Origin of the sequence: Thalassotalea sp. PS06, from assembly GCF_007197775.1 — a bacterium.
Lineage (GTDB): Bacteria > Pseudomonadota > Gammaproteobacteria > Enterobacterales > Alteromonadaceae > Thalassotalea_A.
In genome coordinates this window covers 438,316-463,476 of the sequence record NZ_CP041638.1, presented here as the reverse complement: position 1 = coordinate 463,476, position 25,161 = coordinate 438,316, and the positions used below count along the sequence as shown (strand labels likewise).

The following is a 25,161-nucleotide window of genomic DNA, read 5'->3' as shown; positions in this document are numbered from 1 at the left end:
GCAAGTTGAAGCAAAGCCAACTTCAAATTCATTCTCACGTCATCAACAAAAGAATTAAAGAGGGGAGCGGCACTCCCCATAAAATCAAAATATTTTTTACTGAGGCAATATTTTCCCAATAAAAGCTCTGTGCATAGGCTAGTCCTCTTTTTCACACCAAGGTTTAGGTTGGCAAAGAGTTTCAGGATCATCAACACTCAGTTCGATATGAGCAACGACACTCGTGCTAATGCTGGCCATAAATAGACAATTTGCGGTTATCAATAAAGCAAAAGTTTTTTGATCAACATAACAATGTACTCCTAACTATGAATTCATCACAGATAGTACGCAAATTCATTAAATTATCGTGTATAAAATTCACTCTATTTTATTGGGAATTTATTGCTAGTTATTTATATAGCTTATATTTAGTGCCTTTTTAATGTGTAACTGCTTACGTGAGAGTTGTTTGCGGTATGTTTACTAAAAAGAATAGAATCATCATAAAGTGAAAAGTTCCATACCCCTTTAAATGGCAAATTTATGTTTTCTATCTCATCAGTATCCATATCAAACTTAAGAAGCGACTCCGCAGATGCAAAATAGAGCTTCCCGTTCGAATATTCCCAACTATTGTTGGAAGAGATTTCATGTTTAGCTTTGTACTTAACTACATCTTCTAGTTTCATTGAAGAGTTGAATATTTTAATTAATTGATCCCCAGTCAAGTACCCCGCATATTTATTCTCAAGACAATCACTTTTAACTAAATCCACATTGGAATTAATTAGAGATACTTTACCCTCTTGATTTAAATAAAGGTTAGTCAAGCCTTTCGAGTGAATAGTATATAATATCGCTCGACCATCGCATGCAAAAACAGCACTCATAACCTTTCCTTCAAAGGTATGAATAGGTTTAATAACTAAATTTTGAATGTTGAGTGTGAATACATTGAAATTTTTGATGAAAAGAAGGTTTTCGCCATCATTAGAAAACGATAAATTGCTTAAATTTTTATCTTCATCATAAGAGGTCAGTTGAGTTAATTTTTCTTTACTCTTTAAATAAATTTGAGAAACTCCTGTGCGGTTTGAAGTGAATGCAATTTGGTTATGTTTATTCATTACAGGTTCTTTATCTAAAAACGACGACGAAATTACTTGAGAATATGTCGCAGCGCCTTTACCTATCAGCCCATGATAGATGTTATTTTTTAAACTCCTACCTTCGACAACAAGTAACTCCTCTGGCGCGATGAGTTCAGCAAAAGAAATGCGATCATCTAATGTTAAAAATGATGACTCTTTATTCGTTTTTAAATCGAAAACCATCAACTCTTCTTTTTTAGGAAATACAATTTGATTTTCATCTAACCAAAAAGCCGAAAAAACAGGATAATCTACAGTATGAAGACTCTTTGTAACACCGTCACTAAGATTTAATTTTACTAAGGAATAAACTTTAGAATTTTCTTTCCTAACTATTAATAAATCGTCTTTATTCAAATGGTGAAAATAATTAAAATCAGTCGAATGGATATCACCAGTTTTTGATTCGATTTCACCTGTATTGATATCTAGTTCATAGATATTAATTCCGATATCTTCATTTACTTTCCCAGAAAAGTAGATCTTATTTTTCAGGTTACTTATAGGTGATGTAATGATATTAGACCCACAACTAACTAAATGTGCTGTTTCTCTAAATTCAAACTTGTTTTCGTGTGTGTAAGCTACTTTATATAGTTCACAACTATCGCTCTCATGCTTTTGAATGAATATATCTTTGGTACCCTTCGCAAAACCAACTGAAGTTATATTTTCTTCGACATCGCTTTCATAGAGTATTTCCGTACTTTTAAAATCTTTGATTACAAGTTGGAACTGCCCAGAACCTTCATGCATCCGGATATAACTAATATATTTTTTATCACTTGAAATGCTCGGATAAGATATTTGACCATCTTTATAAGAAAGAAACTTCTTGCCCGTAATTTCAATGTTCTCAGGGTGAGAATTGCCCACAAAAAAAACAAAAACCAAGAGAGTGATGAAAAATAATGATAAGGCTATAATTTTTTCTGTTAATTTATTCTCTTTGGCTACTGGAGGTTGAGATTGCTCCTTTTCAATAGTGGTTTTAATTGCCGCAACAAATGAATAGCCAATTTTAGGATGAGTTTTTATATATTTGTTTCTTTCTTTGCTGCCTTCTATGTTCAACAGCTTTCTAAGTTCAGATATTGTGGAATTGATTGTGTAATCTGAGACAATTCGTTTATCCCACACATGCTCTAGTAATTCATCTCTCGTTATAACTTTATTTGGGTTAGCCAAAAAGTACATTAGAAGCTTAGCTATTTTAGCTTCCATAATAATGGACTCACCACTTTCATGAACTAAAAGAGCCTCACGCGCCTTAAAAGTCCACTTTTCAAATAAATCTTTTTCTTCCATTAACTTAGCACAAATACAACATCTAGCTTGCTAGAACTTTAACAGATATTAGTTTACTTCAACAGACCAAGTTGTTTTTTGGGGAGCGCTATTATCAATGCAGCCCCTGAGGAATAACACGGCATGTCATTCAATAAACCGATATTTGACGAATGTTTCTAGATCGCTCATTACAGCCCCTGGCTGCTTATCCAAATTACCGGATTAAGCCTACTTAGGCAATCAACCAAATTCAGTCCTTAAGTAAAAAGTGTTAATTTGCACTTAAACCTGATCCACAATTTGCATTGAAATTTGACCCACCCCAGATGAGTTTATATCCTACAAATCAGTCTGTTGGTGTTAGATTGATGGCTGACTTTCTAATGCAATCTTTCGTTAAAACTGGCTCAATTTAGGATGCAAATCAACATTGGCCACTATAGATCGTTATGAGTACCTATCCTGATTGTCTTTCCGATTGAAACTGACTGTTGAACAATAGGACTCAGTAAGAATGAGTATTGATAATCTTTTGGCTTCAATTGATATTTTTCCCATGCGGTTGCGCCCCAGCTATTGTCGCCACCGACCCCCGTTTGCTTATAATCCACATTCACACTAACTAAGTCTTTTTTCACAATATCAATATAGTGACGCTGGGCTTTTTTAATGCCTGGATCAAAGTCCTGTAATGGTTGATGATGTGCGCTAAAATCAAACGTCGGGAGGCCGGATATTTTTACGCCGAAGCCATCATTATTCACGAAAGAAGCCCAGCGTATATCACTGCGGTTGCCGTTTTCCTGAGGGCGAATATAGTTAAATGCCAGATCTTCAACTTTGCCCTGATAAAGCCCTACAAATGATGAGCTTTTGCGATCCCAATAATTCTCATGCGGGCCCCGGCCATAATAGGTGACATTGTCAAATTCACTCAGCAATTGAAAATTGCTACCGATGCGCGGTATCGAACTAAATGAATTTTTAGTTCGGTCACCATGAAAGGAAAATGCCACATCAACTTTAATGACACCATCGCTGCTGATGTTATAACGGTAGCTCATCGTTGAATCCACTTCTTGCAATTCCACTTGTTGTTCGAGTACAAGAAGTTTGTCCGTGTGCGAAATGACACTTATACCAAGCGCTTTTTGATTATAAGTTGCTCTTTTCCAGGGCTGCGCCTTAATTACGTAGGCATTTTCATCTCCTCCAAAATCATTGTCTGTCGGCGCTCGCCATAAATTAAACTTAAGAGGTTGTTTGATTAGTTGAGTTTCTCTCACCTGATAACCAGATAGGTAACCTAATCGATCAAACGTTATTAACGTTTCTCCCGCGTCAATAACGGTCTGCTCACGCTCGCGAACAATTGATATTCCGGCTTCATTTTCTGTAATAAGCTTATTCAATTCACCCTTTTGTAATTGAATTTGCTCACTTGAAAGTAAGTGGCCTGCATCGATTATCGGTAACCCTTCTTTGGCATAAGCATAGAAATTAATGAAATACTCTTTGCCCTTTTTAAACTTTGGTAATTGACTGGCTAAATCTATCAATGCAGTGCTTTGAGCTCGAACTTCTTTGTTGACGATACCTTCTTTAATCACTTTGCCATCTTCAATAAGGCGCCATTTGATGCTCACATCAGATGAATCTGCAAAGAAACGTTCATTATAAATACTGAACGTCGACTTTGATTGCTTAGCAAAGTGAAAGTCTTGGTAAACCTTTTTAACTTCAAAAAGTGCTGGATGAGGCGTCCTATCCGGATTTACTAACCCGTTTAAGCAAAAGTTATTATCGTGATGCACGCCTTCAGGTTCAAAGTCTCCACCATATCCCCAAAACTCTTCTCCATTATGGTTTTGTGTGATTAAGCCTTGATCCATCCAGTCCCATATAAAGCCGCCTTGCAACTGTCTTTCATTGCGAACAGTGTCCCAGTAATCTTTAAAGTTGCCACTAGAGTTCCCCATCGCATGGGAATACTCTATCCAGAAAAATGGTCGATTGGGATAATGTCCCAAATATTGTAGCTTAATCCAGTCCATTGATGCATACATCCATGTGACGGCATCTTGATGAGGTCGAGTGTCTTTAGTGTAAATGGATTTCTGTTCAGCTCTTTCGTAAATTGTTAATCGAGAGTCGTCTCGTTGTTTTAGCCAATCGTAACCTTTTACAAAGGTTAAGCCATCACCCGCTTCGTTTCCCATTGACCAAAAAGTTATCGATGGATGGTTTTTATCGCGCTCGACCATTTGCTGTATTCGAGCTAAATGCATCGCTTCAAACTCAGGTTTATTAGCAGGTGTATCCTCTGGCTCATAATAAAACCCGTGCGACTCTATGTTGGCCTCATTTATTACATATAAACCATATTTATCAGCAAGGTGGTAAAAGTAAGGGTCATTCGGGTAATGAGATGTGCGAACAGCATTAATATTATTTTCTTTAAACATTTTAACGTCAGCAAGCATGTCTTCTTTACTCACTACGTGTGCTGTGCGCTCGTTATGTTCATGACGATTAACGCCTTTCAATAATAGAGCTTTACCATTTAACAAAAGTTGACCATCGCTAAGCTCGACTTTTTTAAATCCGATCTGTTCACCGATATATTGAGACGGAGTGCCATCTTGATAACTTATTTTCAGTGAAAGCTGATAGAGGCTAGGCATTTCTGCCGACCAGGCATTGACATGCTTAACAGTCAGCTTCGTATTTATCTCATGTTGCTGATTGGACAAGATTGTGACTGTACGTCTATCTTTTACGACAGGTTTACTAGTCTCAGCCTCGCTTAATTCAATATCAACAGTTAACTGCTTAGCCAGTGCGTCATTGTTTTCAAAAGCAAGTGATAAATCCAACTGACCATTTTGATAATTATCTGATAGGGTTGTTTTTGCAAAGAAGTCCCTCAAGTATGCATTTGGCGTAGTAAACAAAAATACATCACGTTCAATTCCGGATACTCGCCAAAAATCCTGATCTTCTAAGTAACTACCGTCACTAAATCGAATCACTTTTACCGCCAATAAATTCTCGTCGGGTTGCAAATACTCAGTGATATTAAATTCTGCTGGAGTCTTAGACCCTTCACTGTAACCAACTTGTTGTCCATTCACGTATAAATAAAATGCTGAATTTACTGCTCCAAAGTGAATAAATACTTGTTTGTTTCTCCATTCTGGCGGTATTTGGAACGATTTCCGGTAAACCCCTGTAGGATTATCATCGCTTGGTACATAAGGTGGATTTTTAGGAAAAGGATATTTGATATTGCTATATATTGGATAATCATAACCGTGCATTTGCCAATTGCTTGGCACCGGGAGTTGATCCCAAGACGAGTCTTCATACTCTATCTCATAAAAGTTGTCCGGCACCGCAGTCGGATTAGCTGACCATAAAAACTTCCAGTTATCATTTAGTAATCTGTAATAGGGTGAGCGACTATAATCATCGGCTTTGAGTTTTTCAGCACTATCAAATGGAATAAAAGTTGCGCGAGGTAGCTCTGTGTTAACTTTATAAACACTTAAATCTTGCCAGTACTCTGATTTCTTTGCGTTAAGATTAACTGCACCAAATTGTGCGATTAAAAATGTAAATAAAATAGTTAATCGTTTCATTATCGTTTCCGTTTAAGCGAAAGACATTTCAGGGATGTCTCCCGGAACGATAAGTGTGCCCGCGGTTTTGGCGACTATCTCTTCAACTGAAACGCCAGGAGCTCTCTCTCTTAGAACAAACTCACCATTGGCAATTTCAAGGTAAGCCAAATCGGTAATAACTTTGGTGATACAGTTAACGCCTGTTAAAGGTAGCGAGCATTTAGCCATTAATTTAGACTCTCCGTCCTTGCTGGCATGTGTCATTGTGACGATAATATTTTCAGCACCAGCAACTAAATCCATAGCACCTCCCATGCCTTTAACTAACTTCCCTGGGATCATGTATGATGCGATATTTCCTTGTTGATCAACTTCAAAAGCGCCAAGCACGGTTACATCAACATGACCGCCACGAATCATCGCAAAAGATTGTGCAGAACTAAAAATAGCCGCTCCAGTGGCAGCGGTGACGGTTTCTTTACCGGCGTTTATCATATCTGCATCGACATTGTCTTTTTCTGGGTAAGGCCCCATTCCCAACAACCCATTTTCAGATTGCAACATCACTTCTACACCATCAGGGATATAGTTAGCAGCAAGTGTCGGAATACCTATTCCCAAATTGATGTAGTCACCGTCGTTAAACTCTTTCGCAACACGCATAGCAATTTGTTTTCTTGTTAATGCCATAAATTTACCTTTAGTTGCTTAATGTTATTTTTTCGATACGTTTTTCAAAATCACCTTTTATAACGCGATCTACGTATATTCCCGGAGTATGAATGATGGAGGGTTCTAGCTCGCCAGGCTCAACGATTTCTTCGGCTTCGACAACGGTGATCTTAGCGGCGGTTGCGGCCATAGGATTGAAATTTTGCGCGGTGTGACGATAAATGCAGTTGCCATAGCGATCAGCTTTCCACGCTTTGATAATGGCAAAGTCACCAACAATGCTTTGCTCAAGAATATAATTTTTTCCATTGAAACATTTCGTTTCTTTACCTTCACCTACTAAGGTGCCATAACCAGTTGCGGTATAAAATGCAGGAATTCCGGCACCGCCAGCTCTCATTTTTTCGGCTAATGTTCCTTGTGGTGTTAGCTCTACCTCTAGTTCCCCATCTAACAACTGCTGCTCAAACAATGCATTTTCACCGACGTAAGATGAGATCATTTTTTTAATTTGTTTATCTTTGAGTAAAATGCCCAGGCCGAAGCCATCGATACCACAATTATTGGACACGACGGTTAATCCTTTAGTGCCTTTACGTTTGATCTCGCTAATCAATCCCTCGGGAATGCCACAAATCCCAAAGCCACCGGAAATTACAACCATATCGTCTTCCAGACCACTCATTGCTTGCGAGTAATCGGTGACAACTTTGTCAAACCCAGCCATAAACACCTTACTTTTTCTAATTCTAAATAAGGCTTACTATGAAGTTTTAACTAAAGAAAACAATTGATAAATTTGAAGGGGTTGTTTAGAAAAACTAAACAAATTAAAAAAGACAAGATGTTGGCATTACTTTCTCAGCCTTGATAGGTCAGCACTTTCTTCAATTTGTTTGATTAACCAAGATTGAAATACTTTTATCTTTTTAAAATGTGACTTCTCTTTTCTACAAACAAAGTACCAACTGTATAGGTGAGAACAGCGTAATTCAGGAAATGGCTCAATTAACATACCGCTTGCTAACTCCGTCTGCAGGTAAGGTTGCATACCAATAGCAATTCCAAACCCTTGTAACGCAGTCGATAACGCGTGATCATAACTATCGAATTGCAATCCTGAATCAGGGTCAACATTCTCAAGTTTGGCATTTTTCAACCAGAACAACCAGTCATGTTTTGACGGGTGTACCTGCAGTAGCGACGCATCTTTAAGGTTATCAATAGTAAGTTGAGCTGGAAATTTTTGCAGGTAACCGGGGCTACAAACAGGAAATAACTCTGAAGTAAATAAATAGCTATAATCGAGGTCAGCCTCCCTTGCCGAACCAATTTTTATGCAAGCATCAACATCACTATGAGAAAAATCAACATCTTCATGAGATGTATGTAATCTGACATTTATTTCCGGATAGCGCCTCTGAAAATCTGGTAACTTGGGGATTAACCAACGAATAGCGATAGTGGAATACAGCTGAATTGTGAGCGTTTTTGAATCCTGTGGCTTCAGCAGTTTTTCGGTACCATAAGCGAGCAAATCAAATGCTTCCCTTAAGACCGGATAATATTTTATGCCAGCATCTGTTAACTCAATATTTCGGTTTTTACGACTAAACAGATCAACGCCCACATAAGCCTCTAATTGTTTTATTTGATGGCTAATTGCGGAAACAGAAACACAGAGTTCATCAGCAGCGCCATTAAAAGAACCTTGCCTCGCTGCCGCCTCAAAACTTTTTAGAGAATTAAGTGGTGGTATTTTTCTCATTATTATTTACTCAATTCCAGTTGAATAAAACTCAAGTTAATTAGGTAACTTCAATTTGTCAAATGGCAATAACACTGTCAATATCATCAAAAACAATAATAAATTTAATATGACACAATCTGAAATCATGCATTTAATTCAACGAGGGCAAAAGCTATTGGCGAGCGGGCAATCGCGAGAAGCATACAGTATTGGCCTAGCCGCAGTAGCAAACTCACCTGATTCAACGGACTCTCATCTTCTGGTTGCGATAGCGGCTCAACAACTTAAAAAACTTGAAATCGCATTTGATTCAATCACCAAAGTTATTAAATTAAATCCCAATATCGAATTAGCGCACGTCGTTCGTGCAAACATTTCGAGCCAACTTAATTCTGTTAAAACTACCGTGGAATTGTGTAAAAACAGTATCCAGTACTTTCCTAACAATTCGCAGATTTGGTTTCAATTAAGTCAAAGTGAATATAAGTTAAATAATCATGCTTCAGCCGACACCGCTTTTAAAAAGCATTTGGTATTATCCGCCAGCTCTCCAGTATTAGGTGAAGCACTAAAGCAGTTTTTTAAACAGGATTTTTTATCCAGCGAAAAAGCAGTCAGACAGCACCTAAATAAACATCCAAATGATGTAAGTGCCCTAAGACTGCTGGGTGAAATCGCATTAAATTTAGGGGTTTTCGACGACGCCCAACGTTTGTTTGAAAAAGCACTTTCCTTAGCACCTAAATATAGTTTAGCCCGCCTTAATTACGCTCATGTGCTGACCAAGCGAGAACGAAACAAAGAAGCCTTAAAGCAAATTCAATTGCTGGAAAAACAGCAACCAAATCACCCTCCAATACTAACAATTAAAGCTGCTACATTAGTGAAGTTAGGCCGATATAAGGAATCTATATCGTTATATCAGGAATTGTTAGAAGCACAGCCTAATCAACCCGAGTTATGGGCATCATTAGGTCATACATATAAAACCACAGGGGAAAAGCAAAAGTGCGTTAGCGCTTACCTTAACGCATTGAAATTCAACCCGGATTATGGTGACGCATACTGGAGCTTAGCAAATCTAAAGACGTATGAATTTAATGAAGAACAAGTCACTCAAATGCATCAAAGCTACGCACGGTGTCATCAACATCAAAATGAAAATCTCGCACAAATATGTTTTGCACTTGCAAAAGCATTAGAATCAAAAAAGAAAATTGATGAGTCATTTTCTTATTATCAAATCGGTAACCAAATAAAAAGTGAACTTGAGCCTTATGATAGAAAGGAGTTAGAACAGCTGGTTCAACGAAGCAAAGCTTATTTTAATCGAGAAAAAATATCTGCGATTTCAACCTTGAAGCACAGCAAACCACATAAAACCACGCCAATATTTATTGTTGGTCTCCCTCGATCTGGTTCGACGTTGTTAGAACAAATCCTTGCAACTCATAGTCAAGTCGACGGAACTAAAGAATTAGCAGACATAGTTTCACTCGCTCGAAAATTAGGTAATAGAAAGAAAAAGCAAGATAATGATGAGTATCCGCAATCGATTGCTAAATTAACGGAACGAGAAAAGTGGTTATTAGGTCAAGAATATATAAATAGCAGTGCTCATTTGCGTAACGACGCTCCGTATTTTATCGATAAAATGCCAAATAATTTTCAGCACATAGGTTTAATTAAAACCATTTTACCCAACGCTAAAATAATAGATGCGAGAAGAAACCCTGTCGCTTCCGGCTTCAGTTGCTATAAACAGCTTTTCGCCACGGGACAAAACTTCAGCTACGATTTGAAAAATATTCAACATTACTATCAACACTATTTGTTGCAAATGGAGTTTTGGCAATCCTGCTTTCCAGACGATATTATTACCATCCAATATGAAAATGTTATCCATCAAACCGAGCAACAAATTCGGAAACTATTAGAATTCCTTAATCTTAATTTTGAAGTTAATTGTCTAGATTTTTATAAAAATGAACGTGCTGTTGCAACAGCAAGCGCTGAACAGGTTCGTCAGCCTATCAATACTAAGGGACTTGACGCCTGGCAACCATATCAACATCACTTATCAATATTGCTCTCAATATAATATTCACACTACTGTTTAGATTTTCTAAACAGTAGTTAACAATAACTCGTTTGAACTTCACTTTAATCGCTTGATAGTCTGAAACAGCTATTTAGTAAAAAACCAAAAAAATAAACCGGTTAGCTAACACTTTAAGTGAAGGTTGCCGCGCCATAAGAATAAATAAAAAATTATAAAACGGGGAAGGTTTATGAAAAGAGCAACCACAATAGTTCAAAACAAAACCAAAATTTCATTAGCCATTAATCATGCGCTTTACGGTTCAGTCATAGCTGGCTCCATTTTATCGACAACAATTTTTACCCCTATTGCGCATGCTCAACCTCAAGAGAACAACGCAAAAGATGTTTCAGGGATTGAAATCATTGAAGTTACCTCTCGAAAACGCGTTGAGAATATTCAAAATGTCCCAAGTAGTGTTCAAGCGTTATCGAGTTCAGACCTTGAAGAGCAAGGCATTGAAAACTTTGAAGACTATGCGTTGTTACTACCCAGCTTATCATTTACCAGTGCAGGTCCAGGTCAAGCTCAGGTATACATGCGCGGTGCTGCTGACGGTGGTGACGGCAATGCTTCAGGTTCTCAACCGAGTGTAGCAATCTATCTGGATGAACAGCCTGTCACAGCGATTGGCAGAAACTTAGATTTACACATATATGATATTGAGCGAATAGAGGCATTAGCAGGTCCTCAAAGCACACTATTTGGGGCAAGTTCACAATCAGGTACTCTGCGCATAATTACCAATAAACCAGACGTCGACGCATTCGAATCTGGCGTTAGTGTTGATTTTAGTACAACTAAAGAGGGCGAACCTAGCCATACCATTGAAGGTTTCGTCAATTTACCACTAACGGACAATACTGCGATCAGAGTTGTTGGTTGGAATAAACATGACGGTGGTTATATAGATAATGTTGCCGGCACACATACGTCTGCGTTATTTACTAATGGTGGAGAGTTATCTTTTGTTGAAAACACCAACGAACGCTTCGTAGAAGAAGACTTTAACACGCTTGATAATTCGGGATTAAGGGCTAGTTTAAAAACTGAAATAAATAATGACTGGGAAGCTGTACTGACAGCTATATATCAAAAACAAGAAACAAATGGCGTGTGGTATCACGACCCTGATGCACCAAACGGAGAAGTTGGGGATTTAGAAGTGCAACGATTCAATCCCGAGACCATGGATGACGAATTTACTCAAGCATCTTTGACCATTACCGGAGACTTGGGGGATACCGAACTTGTGTATGCCGGCTCCCTCATGGAACGCGATGTTCAATTTAACAGTGATTATTCCGATTATACCGATTATTACTCCACGAGCTGGATACAGTATTACGGCTGTGAATACTATGGCAGTGCAACAGCCGACTGCACCAATATGATGATCGCCTATAACGATGACAATAAATACGAGCGCGATACTCACGAGCTGCGATTGCAAAGCATCAGCGATTCGAACTTTCAATTTACCATAGGCCTATATCATGAGAGCTCGAGCCATGATTACAGACAAGAATGGGTAATGGAAGGTATCGCGAAAGGCCCTGACTTTGAACAGTTTGGCGTTCCAGATCTTTGGTATCTTACCGATCAAAAACGAGAAGACAATCAATCTGCAGTTTTCGGCGAATTTACCTACGATCTAAACGAAAAACTATCTCTGACTTTAGGTGGACGATATTTTGAAAATGAAAGTAAATTATCAGGTACATCTGGATATGGTGTGATAGCCCCAGGGTTTCCAATTATCGATGTAGATACAGATATTGACGATAGTGGCTCTATATTTAAAGCCAATACCAGTTACCAACTTACTGACAATCAACTCATTTATTTAACATGGTCAGAAGGTTATCGTCCCGGCGGTATTAACCGTGATGAGACAGAGGTAGTTCCTCGTACCTATAAAGCCGATTTTGTCGAAAATATTGAGCTTGGTTGGAAAACCATGTCTGAAGATCAAAACCTGCGATTCAATGGTGCCATCTACACAATGAGTTGGGACGATATGCAGTTGACTCGCTATGATGCCTCGTTTGGCTCTCCGGTCGGCCTGACAATAAACGTCACCGAGTCTTCTATTATCGGCATCGAATCAGATTTAACTTATATGTTAACAGCTAATCTTCGACTCAGTGCTGCCGCAAGTTACAACCAAGCTGAATTGGCAGAAGATCTAACCGTTGGCAATAATTTTTCGCCAGAGGGTACTGAGTTACCAAACGTTCCTGAATTTAAAGGCAACATCTCTGCCCGATATTATGTGCCTGTGATGACTTACGATGGATACATTCAAGCAACCTACTCGTATGTTGGCGAACGCCAAAGCGACATATTCAAATATTCAGGAGGCGATTTTGACACTGACCAACGTGAAGATCTAGCAGCGTATAGTATTACAAATCTTTCTGCAGGTATTGAAGCTGGTAACTGGACAGCCTCCATTTACGTCAGAAATCTAACCGATGAGCGTGCGGAGTTATCAAAAGGAATCGCAAGTTGGGACTCTACTATAACTGTCAATCGTCCAAGAACGATAGGAGTATCGTTTAGTTACCTTTTTGAATAAACCATCAATTTAAGCGATTTAGGATAAGGATAGATAATGACAAAGCCCATTATCACATTAAGCGATAATTTTGTTGCTTTGATTTCCGCTGGCGCAAGCGGTATCGGTAAAGTGATTGCTGAACATTTGCTGGCACTAGGAGCAAATGTACACATTTGCGACATCTCAGAAAAAGCCATTTCAGATTTTATTGAGGCAAACCCTAGTGCATCTGCCTCGTTGTGCGATGTGTCAGATTATCAACAGGTTAACAAGGTTTACAATGAGTTAAGAGATACCTATGGTAAATTAGATTTATTAGTTAACAATGCTGGTATTGCTGGTCCAACAGCAAAAGTCGAAGACATCGACCCCACAGATTGGCGTGCGACAGTTGAAGTAGATTTACATGCGCAGTTTTATTTTACGAAGCTTGCTGTACCACTTTTAAAACATAACCCGCAAGGAGGGAGTATTATCAATATTTCCTCAAATGCTGCATTTTTCGGTTTTCCATTACGCTCCCCTTATACGGCTTGCAAATGGGCGCTTATTGGCTTAACCAAAACCTGGGCGATGGAGTTGGGCCCAGATAATATTCGCGTAAACGCCATATGTCCCGGGAGTGTAAAAGGCTCAAGGATAGATGGCGTTATAGAGAGAGACGCCGCAGAGCGAGGAGTTAGCAGTGATAAAATTCGTGAAATTTACCAAATGCAAAGCTCAATGAGATTATTTGTTGGACCAGAAGATATCGCCAATACTATCGCGTTTTTAGCGTCACCACTCGGGGCATGTATTTCAGGCCAAGCAATTGGATTAGACGGGCATACTGAAAGCCTGTCGAATAATTTATAAAATTTAGGAGTAATTATGAAAGCCGCATGGTTTAAAACATTTGGAGCACCAGCTGAAACCATAGTTTTAGGAGATCTTGAAAAGCCCACCCCGAAAGCCGGCGAAGTATTAGTCAAAATCAAAACAACCGGAGTTAACCCTTCTGATACTAAAAAACGTGCTGGGGCATTTCCTGACTTGCTCGATGATGGTTTGGTCGTTCCTCACAGTGATGGCGCAGGAATGATTGAAGCAGTCGGTGAAGGTGTAGACCCAGGGAGAGTTGGCGAGCGTGTGTGGCTATATCAAGCTCAATTTGGCCGACGTTTTGGAACAGCCGCTGAATATATTGCTATTGATGCAAGCCGTGCCCCTAAACTGGCAGATAAAGCCTCCTTTGAGGTTGGCGCGGTACTAGGTATTCCGGTAATGACCGCACACCGCTGTGTATTCGCCGATGGTCCAGTTGAAGGCAAAATCATACTAGTAACAGGAGGCGCTGGCCGTGTGGGGTATTATGCTATTCAATGGGCTAAATACGGTGGAGCTACTGTCGTAGCGACGGCCAGTAACGACTCAGATAAAGCCCTTTGCCTGGAGATGGGTGCGGATCATGTAGTGAATCACCGGGAAATTAATTGGGCTCAACACGTACTGGAGGCGACAGGGGGTAAAAAAGTAGATCGCGTGGTAGAGGTTGAATTTGGTCAAAATTTACCACAAGTTTTAGATTGTATTGCGGTTGGCGGCACCATTGCGACTTACTCCTCTATGGTAGTCCCTGAGCCACAATTGCCTTTTAAACGCATGATGTTCATGGATCTTACCATACGTATGGTTATCGTTTACGCAATCCCTGAAGAAGCTAAACAGCAAGCAATCTCTGATATTGATACGGTTTTATCAAAACAGCTTTTCTCTCACCGTATTGCTCATAGTTTGCCATTCGAAGAGATGGCTGCTTCACATGAGCTAATAGAGAAAGGTGGCTTTGGTGGTTGCGTAGTAGTAAATATTGCTTAGCAGATTCTCCCTAAATGGTAGTCTAAGAGTTCTTTTTAAAAAAGCTGTTCTTAAACTACCATTTTCTTTTTATTTAATACGACTTAATTGATAGTCTTTGATTTACGTAAGTAAATTAAATAAACCCTCCAAGAAAAGTAGCAGTATTTGCACCGCAATAAGACTGCGACGTTTTTAAGAATAATAAAAATACCAAAGGATTTATTAATGAGCGGTAGTCAAATAGATCGGCCAATGTTTATTACCACGCTGATGGTAATTATTGGTATAACTTTTCCCATTGTGGTTTTTAATGAGAGTTCAGGCAGCTTTATAACCTCCCTCTATGATAGCATTACCAGCCATTTTGGTTGGATTTACCAATGGTATGCCTTATTGGCTTTAGTATTTTTACTATGGTTGGCGTTTAGCAAATACGGATCAGTTAAACTCGCTTATCGCCAAGATGAAACCCCTGAGTACAGTACACTCGCCTGGATAACCATGATTTTCTGTGCTGGTGTCGGAGCTGGACTTTTATATTGGGCAGTCATTGAATGGTCATATTATTTAAAAACTCCGCCGTTAGGTATAGCCCAAGGCAGCAATGCAGCTAAAGAATGGGCAACGACTTACCCTTTGTTTCATTGGGGGATCAGTGCTTGGGCAATATACTGCTTACCGGCAGTTGCAATCGCCTACCCATTTTACGTTCGTAAAATTCCGTTTCTAAGACTAAGTACAGGTTGCGGTCACTTTTATTCGAGTGCAGAAGCCAACAATGCTGGTGGCCGGAAAGGACGCATTGTCGACTTTCTTTATATGTTAAGTTTAATCGGTGGTGCGGGTACCTCTTTAGGTCTATCGACCCCAATGATTGCAGCGAGTATTGCGGAAATTTTAGGTGTAAGCCACGACTTAGTATTAGAGATTGCCGTGGTCCTATTTTGCATAGTAATCTTTGGTAGCAGCGCTTTTTTGGGGTTAGATAAAGGCTTTAAACGCTTATCAGAGCTAAATTTAATAGCAACTTTTTCCCTTCTATTATTTGTGTTAGTTGCAGGTCCAAGTCTCTACATTCTTAAATCTGGAACGAATAGCATAGGTTTAATCATCCAACACTTTTTTGAGATGAGTTTGTGGACTGATCCTGTAAGCAATAGCGGTTTTGTTGAAAGTTGGACAGTTTTTTACTGGGCATGGTGGGTTGCCTATGGCCCATTTGTTGGCTTATTTGTAACCCGGATTTCAAAAGGTCGAACCATTAAGCAGTTAATATTAGGTATGTTATGCTTCGGTAGCCTGGGTGCTTGGTTATTTTTTATTGTCTTTGGCAACTACGCAATCGATTTACAGCTTTCGAATACGCTCAATATTAATGCCCTTATAGCCACATCAGGTGAAGCCACAGCCATATCAAAAATTATTCTCGCGCTACCTTTAGGTCAATTCGCTTTACTATTGTTTGCGATTGTTTCTGTCGTTTTTCTAGTTACCACATATGACTCAGCCTCTTATACCTTGGCTTCGGTAACTACCGCAAAATTGAAAGAAGGACAAAACCCGAATCGATGGAATCGACTTTTTTGGGCTTGCGCTCTGGGTATTGTGCCTGTTGCTCTAATGTATATTGATGGCGGATTAAAAGTGATTTTATCAACAACCATTGTCGTTTCTCTGCCTTTACTCGTTGTCAGTGCATTTCTCGCTTATTCGTTGGTAAAAATGTTGCAAGCCGATCATTTGTCATCTGAAGAGCTTTACAAATGACAACTCGAATTTTTAATTACTTCTTCAGTTTAATTTTTCTCAGTATTTTTAGCAGCCAACTATTGGCGATTGAAATATTGAAGAGTCAAATGGTAAAAATGCGTGATGGCATTCATCTCTCGACTGACGTTTATTTTAAAGGAGATTCAACGGTACCTAGACCAACAATTTTGATCAGAACAGTCTACAACAAAAATAAAACCTTTGATTGGAATCCCGTTTGGCGACAACTCATTGAACAAGGATATATTGTTGTTATACAAGATATCCGGGGAAGATTTGAATCAGAAGGCCACTATAAAGTCGGTTATGGCCGAAGAGAAGATGGAATAGATACATTAGATTGGATTGTTGCTCAACCTTGGTCTAATGGTAAGGTTGGTCTAAGTGGATGCTCCTATTTGGGCGAGGCGCAAGTGGTTCTCGAAACCACAAAACATCCAGCTTTAGTTGTCGGCCAACCACAGTCAGCCGCATCCGGTTATTATCGACCAGGTCGAGCGTGGCAGTCTTTTAGCGGTGGTGCGTTCGAATTAGCCCAAACTGCTGGTTGGTTTGCCAGTAACGGCTCAATCATTTTTTATGGTCCGAATTTAACTGGCCAGGCCCGAAGCCATTGGTTCAATTCTCCACAAGCAAAGCATTTTAGGATGCTACCGGACTATGATTTCAAAAAACATTTGGCGAACTTAAAGTCATTACCAACGATTGATTTGCTTGCTAAAAGCCACGCATACCCTAGTGATTACCAATTGTGGCGAAATCGTTCTCCCGACGACGTATATTTTCGGAATATGGATTTAGTAAAGCAAGATGACACAGTGTCCGTACCCAATCTATTTTTTGATACTTGGTATGATTATGGCGCTCGCGAAACGTTAATGATGGCCGAACAATTTCGTCAGTCAGCCCAAAACAAAAACACCCAGCATCAGTATGTCATTATTGGACCTGGTACCCATTGTAATTTCCCGCAAAAAGATGACGAGTTAACTGCTGGCAACAGACCGCTTGCAAATACCGCGCAACCTTATAATCAAATTCAGCTCGATTGGTTCAATTATTGGCTTAAAGGTCAGGAAAATAGTGCCACACAGCGCCCTTTCCTTACTTACTATGTGTTAGGTGCCGATGAATGGCGCACAGCTAACGAATGGCCAATAAAAAATACACAGTATCAGAAGTGGTTCTTAAGTCATACTTCCGAAGCCAACTCGCGATTAGGTGGAGGCCGATTAGTGACATCTCCTAAAAGCTCTGTTGCTCAAGATCAATTTATCTATACACCTGAAAATCCTGTACCTTCTCTCGGTGGACATACTTGTTGCACGGGTACTGATACCGGAGCGGGTGGCTATGACCAGTCAACCATAGAATTGCGACAAGATGTGCTTGTCTATACTTCAGTCCCACTTAAACAGGGAATTGAAATGACAGGGTTAATCAAAGCAAACATTTATGTCAGCTCATCAACTACCGACACCGATTTTACGGTAAAGCTAGTGGACGTATATCCAGATGGTACGGCATATAATATTCAAGAAGGCATTACCCGTATGCGTTACAGGAACTCTTTACGTGAGCCGTCTTTAATTACACCCAATCAAATATATGAGATTCAAGTCGACTTAAATGCCAGTAGTAACTACTTTGCTGAGGGACATCGAATTCGTGTAGAAATTAGCAGCTCGAACTTTCCTCGGTTTGAACGTAATCTAAATACTGGTCAACCTAACCACTTAGGCACAACCTTTGTAAACGCAGTCAATAGTGTTTTTCACGGTGGAGACAAAGCTTCTTATATTGAGCTACCAATAATTCCTTAACCATTTCAAATCCTGAAATAAGCATCGCATTTACGTGGTTATCTAACGTTAAAATTTACTCAACAAAGATTGAAAAATCATCAAGTTAAAACATATCGATTTGCATTGCACAGACATACATAACACGTGATATTCATATAATCCTGTTTATAAATATTAATAAAACTAAGACAAACCAAGCTGGGGAAATATGAAAATGACGAATATTAATAAAGGTGTAGTACTGGCGCTTTTATGCGCTCTCACACCATTGGCTAATGCGGAGGTCATAGATCCTGCAGATCCCAACATCCAATACACAGGGCGCTGGAACTTTGATAACCCATCCACACCCAAAGTAACCTGGCATGGTTCTAAACTAGTTTTTCGCTTTAATGGAACGAGTGCCTCAATAGATATTGATGCTGGTGCCCGCAGTCCATACGGCAATCAATGGCAGGAACAATACCGTGTAATTATTGACGGTGTGCCAAGCCCTGATCGCATTTTTATGCCACGTGGACGAAGCACCTACACATTAGCAAATAACCTCCCTGCGGGCGACCATACCATAGAGCTGTTTAAAGAAACCACCTATGCATATACCTCAGCCAGTACCATATACGGCATTAATATTGATGGCTCATTGCTTGCCCCACCACCGAGGCCTACTCTTAGAATTGAGTTTTTAGGTGATTCGAATATGGATGGTACCTCTAACTATAGTGAGCAAGATCAAGGTGAATCCGGTGGGTATTACGCGTATCCGGCAATGGTTACACGTATGTTAAACGCCGAAATGAACTTGCAAGCTGTTGGCGGCGCAACGCTAGACGCTAATGGTGACAACGACGTGCAATCCTTTATCTTTTCACAAAATTATAAAGATCAAGATATTAACTATCGAAGCGGTTTTAACCCGCATGTCATTGTTGTCAATGCCGGTGCTAATGACGTGGGCGCCGGAAAGGAGGAAATAAAAAGTCGTTATAAAAAGGTAATCGCTGATTTACGTACGGTATATGGAGACACCCCACATATTGTTTTGTGGAATGCTTATGGCTGGAATCTTGACGAACCTGCCAATTACAGTCATGAAGTAGTGGCTGAAGTCGGTGGTAATTTAACGGCGGTGAAATATCCCTGGATGTGGGAACAGTTCCACGGTTCTATGTGGGATCACAGTGGCCAAGCTCATATGTTAGCGGAACATATTGCGTCATTAAACCCCGCTTGGTCTATCCAAAATACCAATGATATCGCGGATGCCTACACGAAAAATGGCAACGTTGCTAACGGTAGTTTCGAGCACGTTGCGCCATTTGGCAGCTTCGGTTGGCGTTATTTTGATGATCCCGGCGTTGAACGGGTTTACGACCCTGCCGGAGCAGTTGATGGTAACTACTATGTTCGCCTAACTGCTGACACTCAAGCTCGTGGAGTTCATCAAGCGACCGATGCAACCGGTGATTTACTCCGTGGTGCAACTCAAGGTGGAGAGACATATACTATTACCGCTAAAGTCAGAGGTACAGCTCCCGGCGCCCAGGCAAAGTTTGAAACGCACTTCCAGGGTCAAGCTATGTGGACACACAAAACTGAAGATGGCAGCCCTTGGCCCTATGCAATTAAAGCTTTCGATGTAACGACAGACTGGCAAGAATATAGCCATACCTTTACCGCTGAGGCGGGTGTCTGGATGCTATTTAACTATATTTTTGCCACCCAGGGCTCAGTAGAGTTTGACGATGTACAACTTACCGTGGGAGCAGGGCAACCACCAACAAACCAAGCGCCTACAGCCAGTTTTACTGTTGATACAAACGAATTAACCGCCAGCTTTACAGATACCAGCTCAGATTCAGACGGTAGTATAGTGGGCTATAGTTGGGATTTTGGTGATGGAAATACATCTGTTAGCCAACATCCAGTTCACAACTACGCAGCTAATGGTATTTATACGGTTGAGTTAACAGTAACCGATGACGATGGTGCGAGTAGTATCAGTAGCCAGCAAGTAGACGTAGCTCAAGCATCGGGTAGCGATATTACGATGGAAATTACATCAGGCTCGCTCAGCCAAAAGGGCCGTTTAGTCGTAAACCTTTCCTGGACGAATGCAACAGGCTCTAACGTCGATATTTACCGCAATGGCGAATTTCTATGGACAACTACTAATGATGGTAGTTACAAAGACGTATCTAATGGAATGAATAGTGGTACTTATACCTACCAGGTTTGTGAACAAAACAGTAGCGTTTGTTCGTCAGAACAGTCAATTAATTTATAAAGCGTTGCCATTATCCAGGTCGGTGAAACTATGTTTACCGACCTGTCTATTCATTTCCTGCGTTAAACATAAGTGTTAAGAATTACACTCATTGGGCTATATTCAGCTAGTTCTTTTTTCAAATCTATCTGCTTAGAAAAACGAATTTCGCTCCCCGTCTGCGATAGAAAACCAGAGCATAATAATCAAATGATCTAGATAAAATCTACGTTACAGCTATGCGCTATCAACATCACGCTAATGAATAGTTAACCTGGTCAACCAGTTGACAGCCAATGTAAGCCATTGATCGGTACCATGCTCTTCATGTCCAGCGCCAAAGCCATGACTTCCTGTCGCAAATAAATGCAACTCTGCAGGCACACGGTTCTTTTGTAATGCTTCGGCATATAAGGTTGATTCAGTGTAATGGCAAGTGTCATCATCCATCGCATGTACTAAAAACGCGGGAGGAGTATTAACATCCACATGATTCAATAAGGTGTTATAGCTAACTTCCTGTGCAGTAAGAGGCCTGTGATAAAGCGTATCTTGTAACCATTGTTGGTTTTCTTTGTTTAACTTAGTTACCCCGTAAATCAGCATTGAAAAGTTGGGGTTTTCTTGGCTGTTTTCGGACAAATGTACGCTAGCAACAGTTGCCAAATGACTGCCCGCAGAAAAACCCAAGACGCCGACTTTACCTGGATTAATTTCGAATCGAGGAGCCTGCTCTCGCAGTAAGCTTAACGCCTTGCGAACATCGGTAACGGGTACTAGCTCAGGCGAGTTTGATGACTTTGGGTTAGGCAAACGATATTTCAATACTGCAGCAGTAATTCCTTTATGAGCCAACTCCTTAGCAACATCGAACCCTTCGTGATAAATGGCTTCCACTTCGTATCCACCACCGGGAAGTATGACAACAGCAACCCCTGTATTATTTCCTTGTGCAGGAAATACGGTCATTTCAGCTTCGGTCACGTCCGTTACTACAGTCGTGCCCCACAACTGTTTTTCATGCTCTACCAGATCATTACTTTTATAATACGGTGGCGTTTGGCTTTGCCATAAAAGCCACTTTTCTACCTTCGGTGTTGAATGGGCGTAGCTCGTCAATAGCGTACTTAAAACTAACCCATTCAATAGTTTTCTTATTAGATCCCACTTCAACACGGCCATTACTTAAAAGGCTTAAATGCAAATGAAAAGCGATAATCTAACCAAGGTAAAATATAGTTAGGTAGTGGCGCAGAACCCCAAGAATCTGTGCCACCAACACCACGCTGACGATAATCGATATTAACGAAAATTCTGTCTTGTTTTTCCAGCTCATGCGGGTGCAGATTACGTCTTACGTGATCGTCTTTTGATGCATCGTAATCGTCAGTGGCGTAGAATTCGGCACCAAAACCTATTACACCTTTTCGCTTACTTCCCTCTTTATCGACACCAGCAAAAGTAATGCCCTTACCGTGTTTATTGATAAAAGAGACATGCCGGACATCAGTTCGATAACCGTTTTCTGACGGACGTACATACGGTACATACATATCCTCGACATTAGTCTCATATAAACCAACAAATGCAGATGATTTTCTATCATCATAATTTTCATGTGGCCCACGACCATAGTAACTGATTTGTTCAAACTCTGGCGCTATCTGGAACATATTGCCAATACGCGGTAGCTCGCTGTATTTTTTATGCGGCGCAGCATAAAACCAATTATCTACCTGGACCTCACCATTGCCATAAATATGGTAGGTCAGTAAATAACGGCTCTCTACCGCTTCAAGCGCCAGCTCAACATCAACCTTGGCATAAGAGTCAGACACCTGTTTAACCACCATACTGGTTAATTTGCTATTACGGCCTAGTTGCTGCCAAACGGCGAAGCTACTTTCATAACTTGCAATTTCTAGGTCGTTATAAACCGGCGCTCGCCAGAACTCAGGGCGTGCTTGTGCTTTTAGGAACTCAGTGCCTTGATAATTAATCGATGAAATTAATCCAGATGTATTGTTGATGCTTATCGAAAAGCCTTCACCACTAAATTGCGTTTGCTTAATTTGGCGGTTTATCTTTAATAGTTGTTGGTTAGCTTTAGTTACAGCTACATTCACCGCGTCAAACGCTAACTGCTCTTGAGCAACAATATGGCCTTTGGCTAATAAGCCGTCTTGTGTTTTTAAGCTAACATCAAGGTTTAAGAAATATTCATGCCCTGCTTTACGCGAAGTTTTAATCGCTAAGCTGTGCAGTTCAATCTCACCCGCTTTGGCAGATAAGCTACCTATCTTACCTTGTTCAACTTGCTTGCCGTTTTCTAACAAGCGCCAAGATAATTGATAATCAGTTAAGTCTTTAAAATAGTGTTTATTAATAACCTTTATTTTGCCTTGGTTTAAGTCGACAGCTTCAACACTAATATTTTGTTGTACTTGTTTTACTTCCCACAAATAAGGGTAAGGAGAGCGATCGGCAAATACTAAGCCGTTGGCACAAAAACTATCACTGTTAGGTGTTCCTGCTGGTTCTAAATCACCGCCGTAAGCTTGGAAAACTATGCCGTCATCTGTCGTTTGCTCGATAGTTTGATCAACCCAATCCCACACGAAGCCTCCTTGCAAGCTGTCGTACTTTTCAAAGGCGTCCCAGTATTCCTGGAAATTCCCCAGCGAGTTACCCATCGCATGTTCATATTCAATTAAAATAACCGGACGATCATCATGCGCGGTTTCTGCATAACGAATAATATCAGGCAATGGTGCATACATTTGTCCGTAAGCATCGGTATGCCGTCGTAGCTGCGCTTGTTCAGACATTACAGGCGAATTTTCTTGAGCCTTAAGCCAATCATAAGTTGCTTCTAAGTTGGGGCCATCGCCCGATTCATTACCCAGTGAACGAATAATGACAGATGGATTGTTTTTACTGCGTTCGTACATATTGGAAACACGGTCAATGTATGCTGCTTTCCACTCGGGCTTGTTGACAATATGTTTATCAGGATCATACGAACTTCCTTGATTCGATGCTCCTAGACCATGAGATTCAGTATTGGCTTCATCCATTACATATAAGCCGTATTTATCCGCCAAATCATAGATGTACTGATTTTGTGGATAATGCGCCATACGCACGGCATTGATGTTAAACTCTTTCATTAACCTAACATCGTGTTCCATAGATTCACGTGAGACGACATGGCCAGTTTTAGGATCATGCTCGTGACGGTTAACCCCTTTAAATAGTACCGGCTTTCCATTTACTAAGAAGTTACCGTTTTTATATTCAGTTGAGCGGAATCCGATATGACGGCGAATATACTGAGTGCCTTGCCCTTTCGCATTCAATAAGGTTAAACGAATATCATATAAATCAGGCTGCTCAGCACTCCATAAGTTAGGAGAGTCAATTTTCGCGGTAAAACTAACACGAGTTTTTTCCTGATATTTAAGAGATTTGACTTTAAGTGCTTTAGTGTAAATTACTCGTTGGTTATCATCTAATAGTTCAACTTTTAAGGATTGAACTTGAGAGTTTTGTTTTCCACGGTTATCAATATCAGCGTCGAATTTTAAAATGCCATTTTGATATGAATCGTCCAAAGTTGTATAAGCGTGAAAATCACGAATTGCTGTTTTAGGCGTACTGTAAACATATACATCGCGTTCTATACCACTAACTCGCCACATATCCTGACACTCAAAATAAGAACCATCGGAATAACGATAAACTTCCAGAGCTAACAAGTTTTCACCAGGCTGGATGTACTTAGTTATATCAAAGGCTGCCTCAGTCTTTGAATCTTGTGAATATCCTACTTTTTTGCCATTGACCCAGATATAGAACGCTGATTTAACTGCGCCAAAGTGAATAAATACTTGTTGGCCGTTCCAGCTTTCCGGCACATCAAATGCTTTTCGGTACGAGCCAACCGGATTGTAGTCTACGCCCTTTTCAGGTAACACTAAGTCATCATCAAAGCAGGCATGACTGTGATAAAACGGTATGCCGTAGCCATTTAATTCCCAATTTGCTGGAACAGGGAACATTCCCCAGTTGCTGTCATCATAATCTGTTTGAAAAAACTTTTGTGGACGTTTGCTTGGATGATCTACCCAGTTAAATTTCCAATCACCATTTAGTAATAAGTGATTACTTTGTTGCCATGGCAATTCAGAAGCCAGCGCCTGTTCATTGTTTAAGGAATAAAAAAAACTCCGAGCAGGCTCTTTGTTAATTCTAAATATTTCTGGATTGCGCCACTCTTCGACAGCAACACTAGTAAACGATGTCACTGCCAATACAAACAACAAGCAATTTAAATTAAATAATTTCAT

14 protein-coding genes are annotated in these 25,161 nt (G+C 40.1%); 7 read left to right on the top strand and 7 right to left on the bottom strand.

Translation table 11 applies throughout. The features are described from left to right. Positions 1–410: 410 nt before the first annotated feature. From FNC98_RS01995 to gcvA, 5 genes are all read right to left on the bottom strand, one after another. Entirely contained in the window at positions 411–2,441 is a 2,031-nt protein-coding gene (locus FNC98_RS01995) for a winged helix-turn-helix domain-containing protein (RefSeq protein ID WP_143579691.1), read from the bottom strand. A gap of 419 nt (positions 2,442–2,860) precedes the next feature. Next, complete coding sequence (locus tag FNC98_RS01990; protein WP_143579690.1) at positions 2,861–6,064, bottom strand: glycoside hydrolase family 2 TIM barrel-domain containing protein; 3,204 nt, start codon at positions 6,062–6,064, stop codon at positions 2,861–2,863. Positions 6,065–6,076: 12 nt separating this feature from the next. Beyond that, positions 6,077–6,736: a 3-oxoacid CoA-transferase subunit B gene (locus FNC98_RS01985; protein WP_143579689.1), complete on the bottom strand. Its 660-nt coding sequence runs from the start codon at positions 6,734–6,736 to the stop codon at positions 6,077–6,079. Positions 6,737–6,746: 10 nt separating this feature from the next. After that, the gene (locus tag FNC98_RS01980; RefSeq protein WP_143579688.1) at positions 6,747–7,445 is read right to left on the bottom strand and encodes a CoA transferase subunit A; all 699 of its coding nucleotides are present in this window, start codon (positions 7,443–7,445) and stop codon (positions 6,747–6,749) included. A 126-nt stretch (positions 7,446–7,571) separates the two neighbouring features. After that, the gene (gene gcvA, locus FNC98_RS01975) at positions 7,572–8,486 is read right to left on the bottom strand and encodes a transcriptional regulator GcvA (RefSeq protein WP_260680409.1); all 915 of its coding nucleotides are present in this window, start codon (positions 8,484–8,486) and stop codon (positions 7,572–7,574) included. A 109-nt stretch (positions 8,487–8,595) separates the two neighbouring features. Here gcvA and FNC98_RS01970 point away from each other — a divergent pair, with 109 nt between their 5' ends. From FNC98_RS01970 to FNC98_RS01940, 7 genes are all read left to right on the top strand, one after another. Further along, a complete protein-coding gene (locus tag FNC98_RS01970; RefSeq protein ID WP_221932912.1) occupies positions 8,596–10,569 on the top strand; it encodes a tetratricopeptide repeat-containing sulfotransferase family protein in 1,974 nt (657 codons plus the stop codon). Between the two features lie 190 nt (positions 10,570–10,759). Continuing rightward, positions 10,760–13,150, top strand: a complete 2,391-nt coding sequence (locus tag FNC98_RS01965; protein WP_143579685.1) for a TonB-dependent receptor — start codon at positions 10,760–10,762, stop codon at positions 13,148–13,150. A gap of 36 nt (positions 13,151–13,186) precedes the next feature. Beyond that, positions 13,187–13,987, top strand: coding sequence for an SDR family oxidoreductase (locus FNC98_RS01960; protein WP_143579684.1), 801 nt, complete (start codon positions 13,187–13,189; stop codon positions 13,985–13,987). Positions 13,988–14,002: 15 nt separating this feature from the next. Continuing rightward, positions 14,003–14,989 carry an NADPH:quinone reductase gene (locus tag FNC98_RS01955; RefSeq protein WP_143579683.1) on the top strand — a complete coding sequence of 329 codons (987 nt, stop codon included), beginning with the start codon at positions 14,003–14,005 and terminating at the stop codon, positions 14,987–14,989. Between the two features lie 207 nt (positions 14,990–15,196). After that, complete coding sequence (locus tag FNC98_RS01950; RefSeq protein WP_143579682.1) at positions 15,197–16,738, top strand: BCCT family transporter; 1,542 nt, start codon at positions 15,197–15,199, stop codon at positions 16,736–16,738. Next, a complete protein-coding gene (locus FNC98_RS01945) occupies positions 16,735–18,564 on the top strand; it encodes a CocE/NonD family hydrolase (protein WP_143579681.1) in 1,830 nt (609 codons plus the stop codon). Before FNC98_RS01950 ends, FNC98_RS01945 begins: the two co-directional genes overlap by 4 nt. A gap of 196 nt (positions 18,565–18,760) precedes the next feature. Next, positions 18,761–20,833, top strand: coding sequence for a PKD domain-containing protein (locus tag FNC98_RS01940; RefSeq protein WP_185968032.1), 2,073 nt, complete (start codon positions 18,761–18,763; stop codon positions 20,831–20,833). Between the two features lie 237 nt (positions 20,834–21,070). Here the strand turns inward: FNC98_RS01940 and FNC98_RS01935 are convergent, their stop codons facing one another. Both FNC98_RS01935 and FNC98_RS01930 read right to left on the bottom strand, forming a co-directional pair. Beyond that, positions 21,071–21,958 (bottom strand): alpha/beta hydrolase, encoded by an 888-nt coding sequence (locus FNC98_RS01935; RefSeq protein ID WP_185968031.1) that lies wholly within the window; start codon positions 21,956–21,958, stop codon positions 21,071–21,073. A 35-nt stretch (positions 21,959–21,993) separates the two neighbouring features. Beyond that, positions 21,994–25,161, bottom strand: a complete 3,168-nt coding sequence (locus FNC98_RS01930; protein WP_143579678.1) for a glycoside hydrolase family 2 TIM barrel-domain containing protein — start codon at positions 25,159–25,161, stop codon at positions 21,994–21,996.

Bases quoted from the DNA above. Each gene is read 5' to 3' on its own strand.
- FNC98_RS01995 (WP_143579691.1), bottom strand. From the start codon at position 2,441: ATGGAAGAAAAAGATTTATTTGAAAAGTGGACTTTTAAGGCGCGTGAG.
- FNC98_RS01990 (WP_143579690.1), bottom strand. From the start codon at position 6,064: ATGAAACGATTAACTATTTTATTTACATTTTTAATCGCACAATTTGGT.
- FNC98_RS01985 (WP_143579689.1), bottom strand. From the start codon at position 6,736: ATGGCATTAACAAGAAAACAAATTGCTATGCGTGTTGCGAAAGAGTTT.
- FNC98_RS01980 (WP_143579688.1), bottom strand. From the start codon at position 7,445: ATGGCTGGGTTTGACAAAGTTGTCACCGATTACTCGCAAGCAATGAGT.
- gcvA (WP_260680409.1), bottom strand. From the start codon at position 8,486: ATGAGAAAAATACCACCACTTAATTCTCTAAAAAGTTTTGAGGCGGCA.
- FNC98_RS01970 (WP_221932912.1), top strand. From the start codon at position 8,596: ATGACACAATCTGAAATCATGCATTTAATTCAACGAGGGCAAAAGCTA.
- FNC98_RS01965 (WP_143579685.1), top strand. From the start codon at position 10,760: ATGAAAAGAGCAACCACAATAGTTCAAAACAAAACCAAAATTTCATTA.
- FNC98_RS01960 (WP_143579684.1), top strand. From the start codon at position 13,187: ATGACAAAGCCCATTATCACATTAAGCGATAATTTTGTTGCTTTGATT.
- FNC98_RS01955 (WP_143579683.1), top strand. From the start codon at position 14,003: ATGAAAGCCGCATGGTTTAAAACATTTGGAGCACCAGCTGAAACCATA.
- FNC98_RS01950 (WP_143579682.1), top strand. From the start codon at position 15,197: ATGAGCGGTAGTCAAATAGATCGGCCAATGTTTATTACCACGCTGATG.
- FNC98_RS01945 (WP_143579681.1), top strand. From the start codon at position 16,735: ATGACAACTCGAATTTTTAATTACTTCTTCAGTTTAATTTTTCTCAGT.
- FNC98_RS01940 (WP_185968032.1), top strand. From the start codon at position 18,761: ATGACGAATATTAATAAAGGTGTAGTACTGGCGCTTTTATGCGCTCTC.
- FNC98_RS01930 (WP_143579678.1), bottom strand. From the start codon at position 25,161: ATGAAATTATTTAATTTAAATTGCTTGTTGTTTGTATTGGCAGTGACA.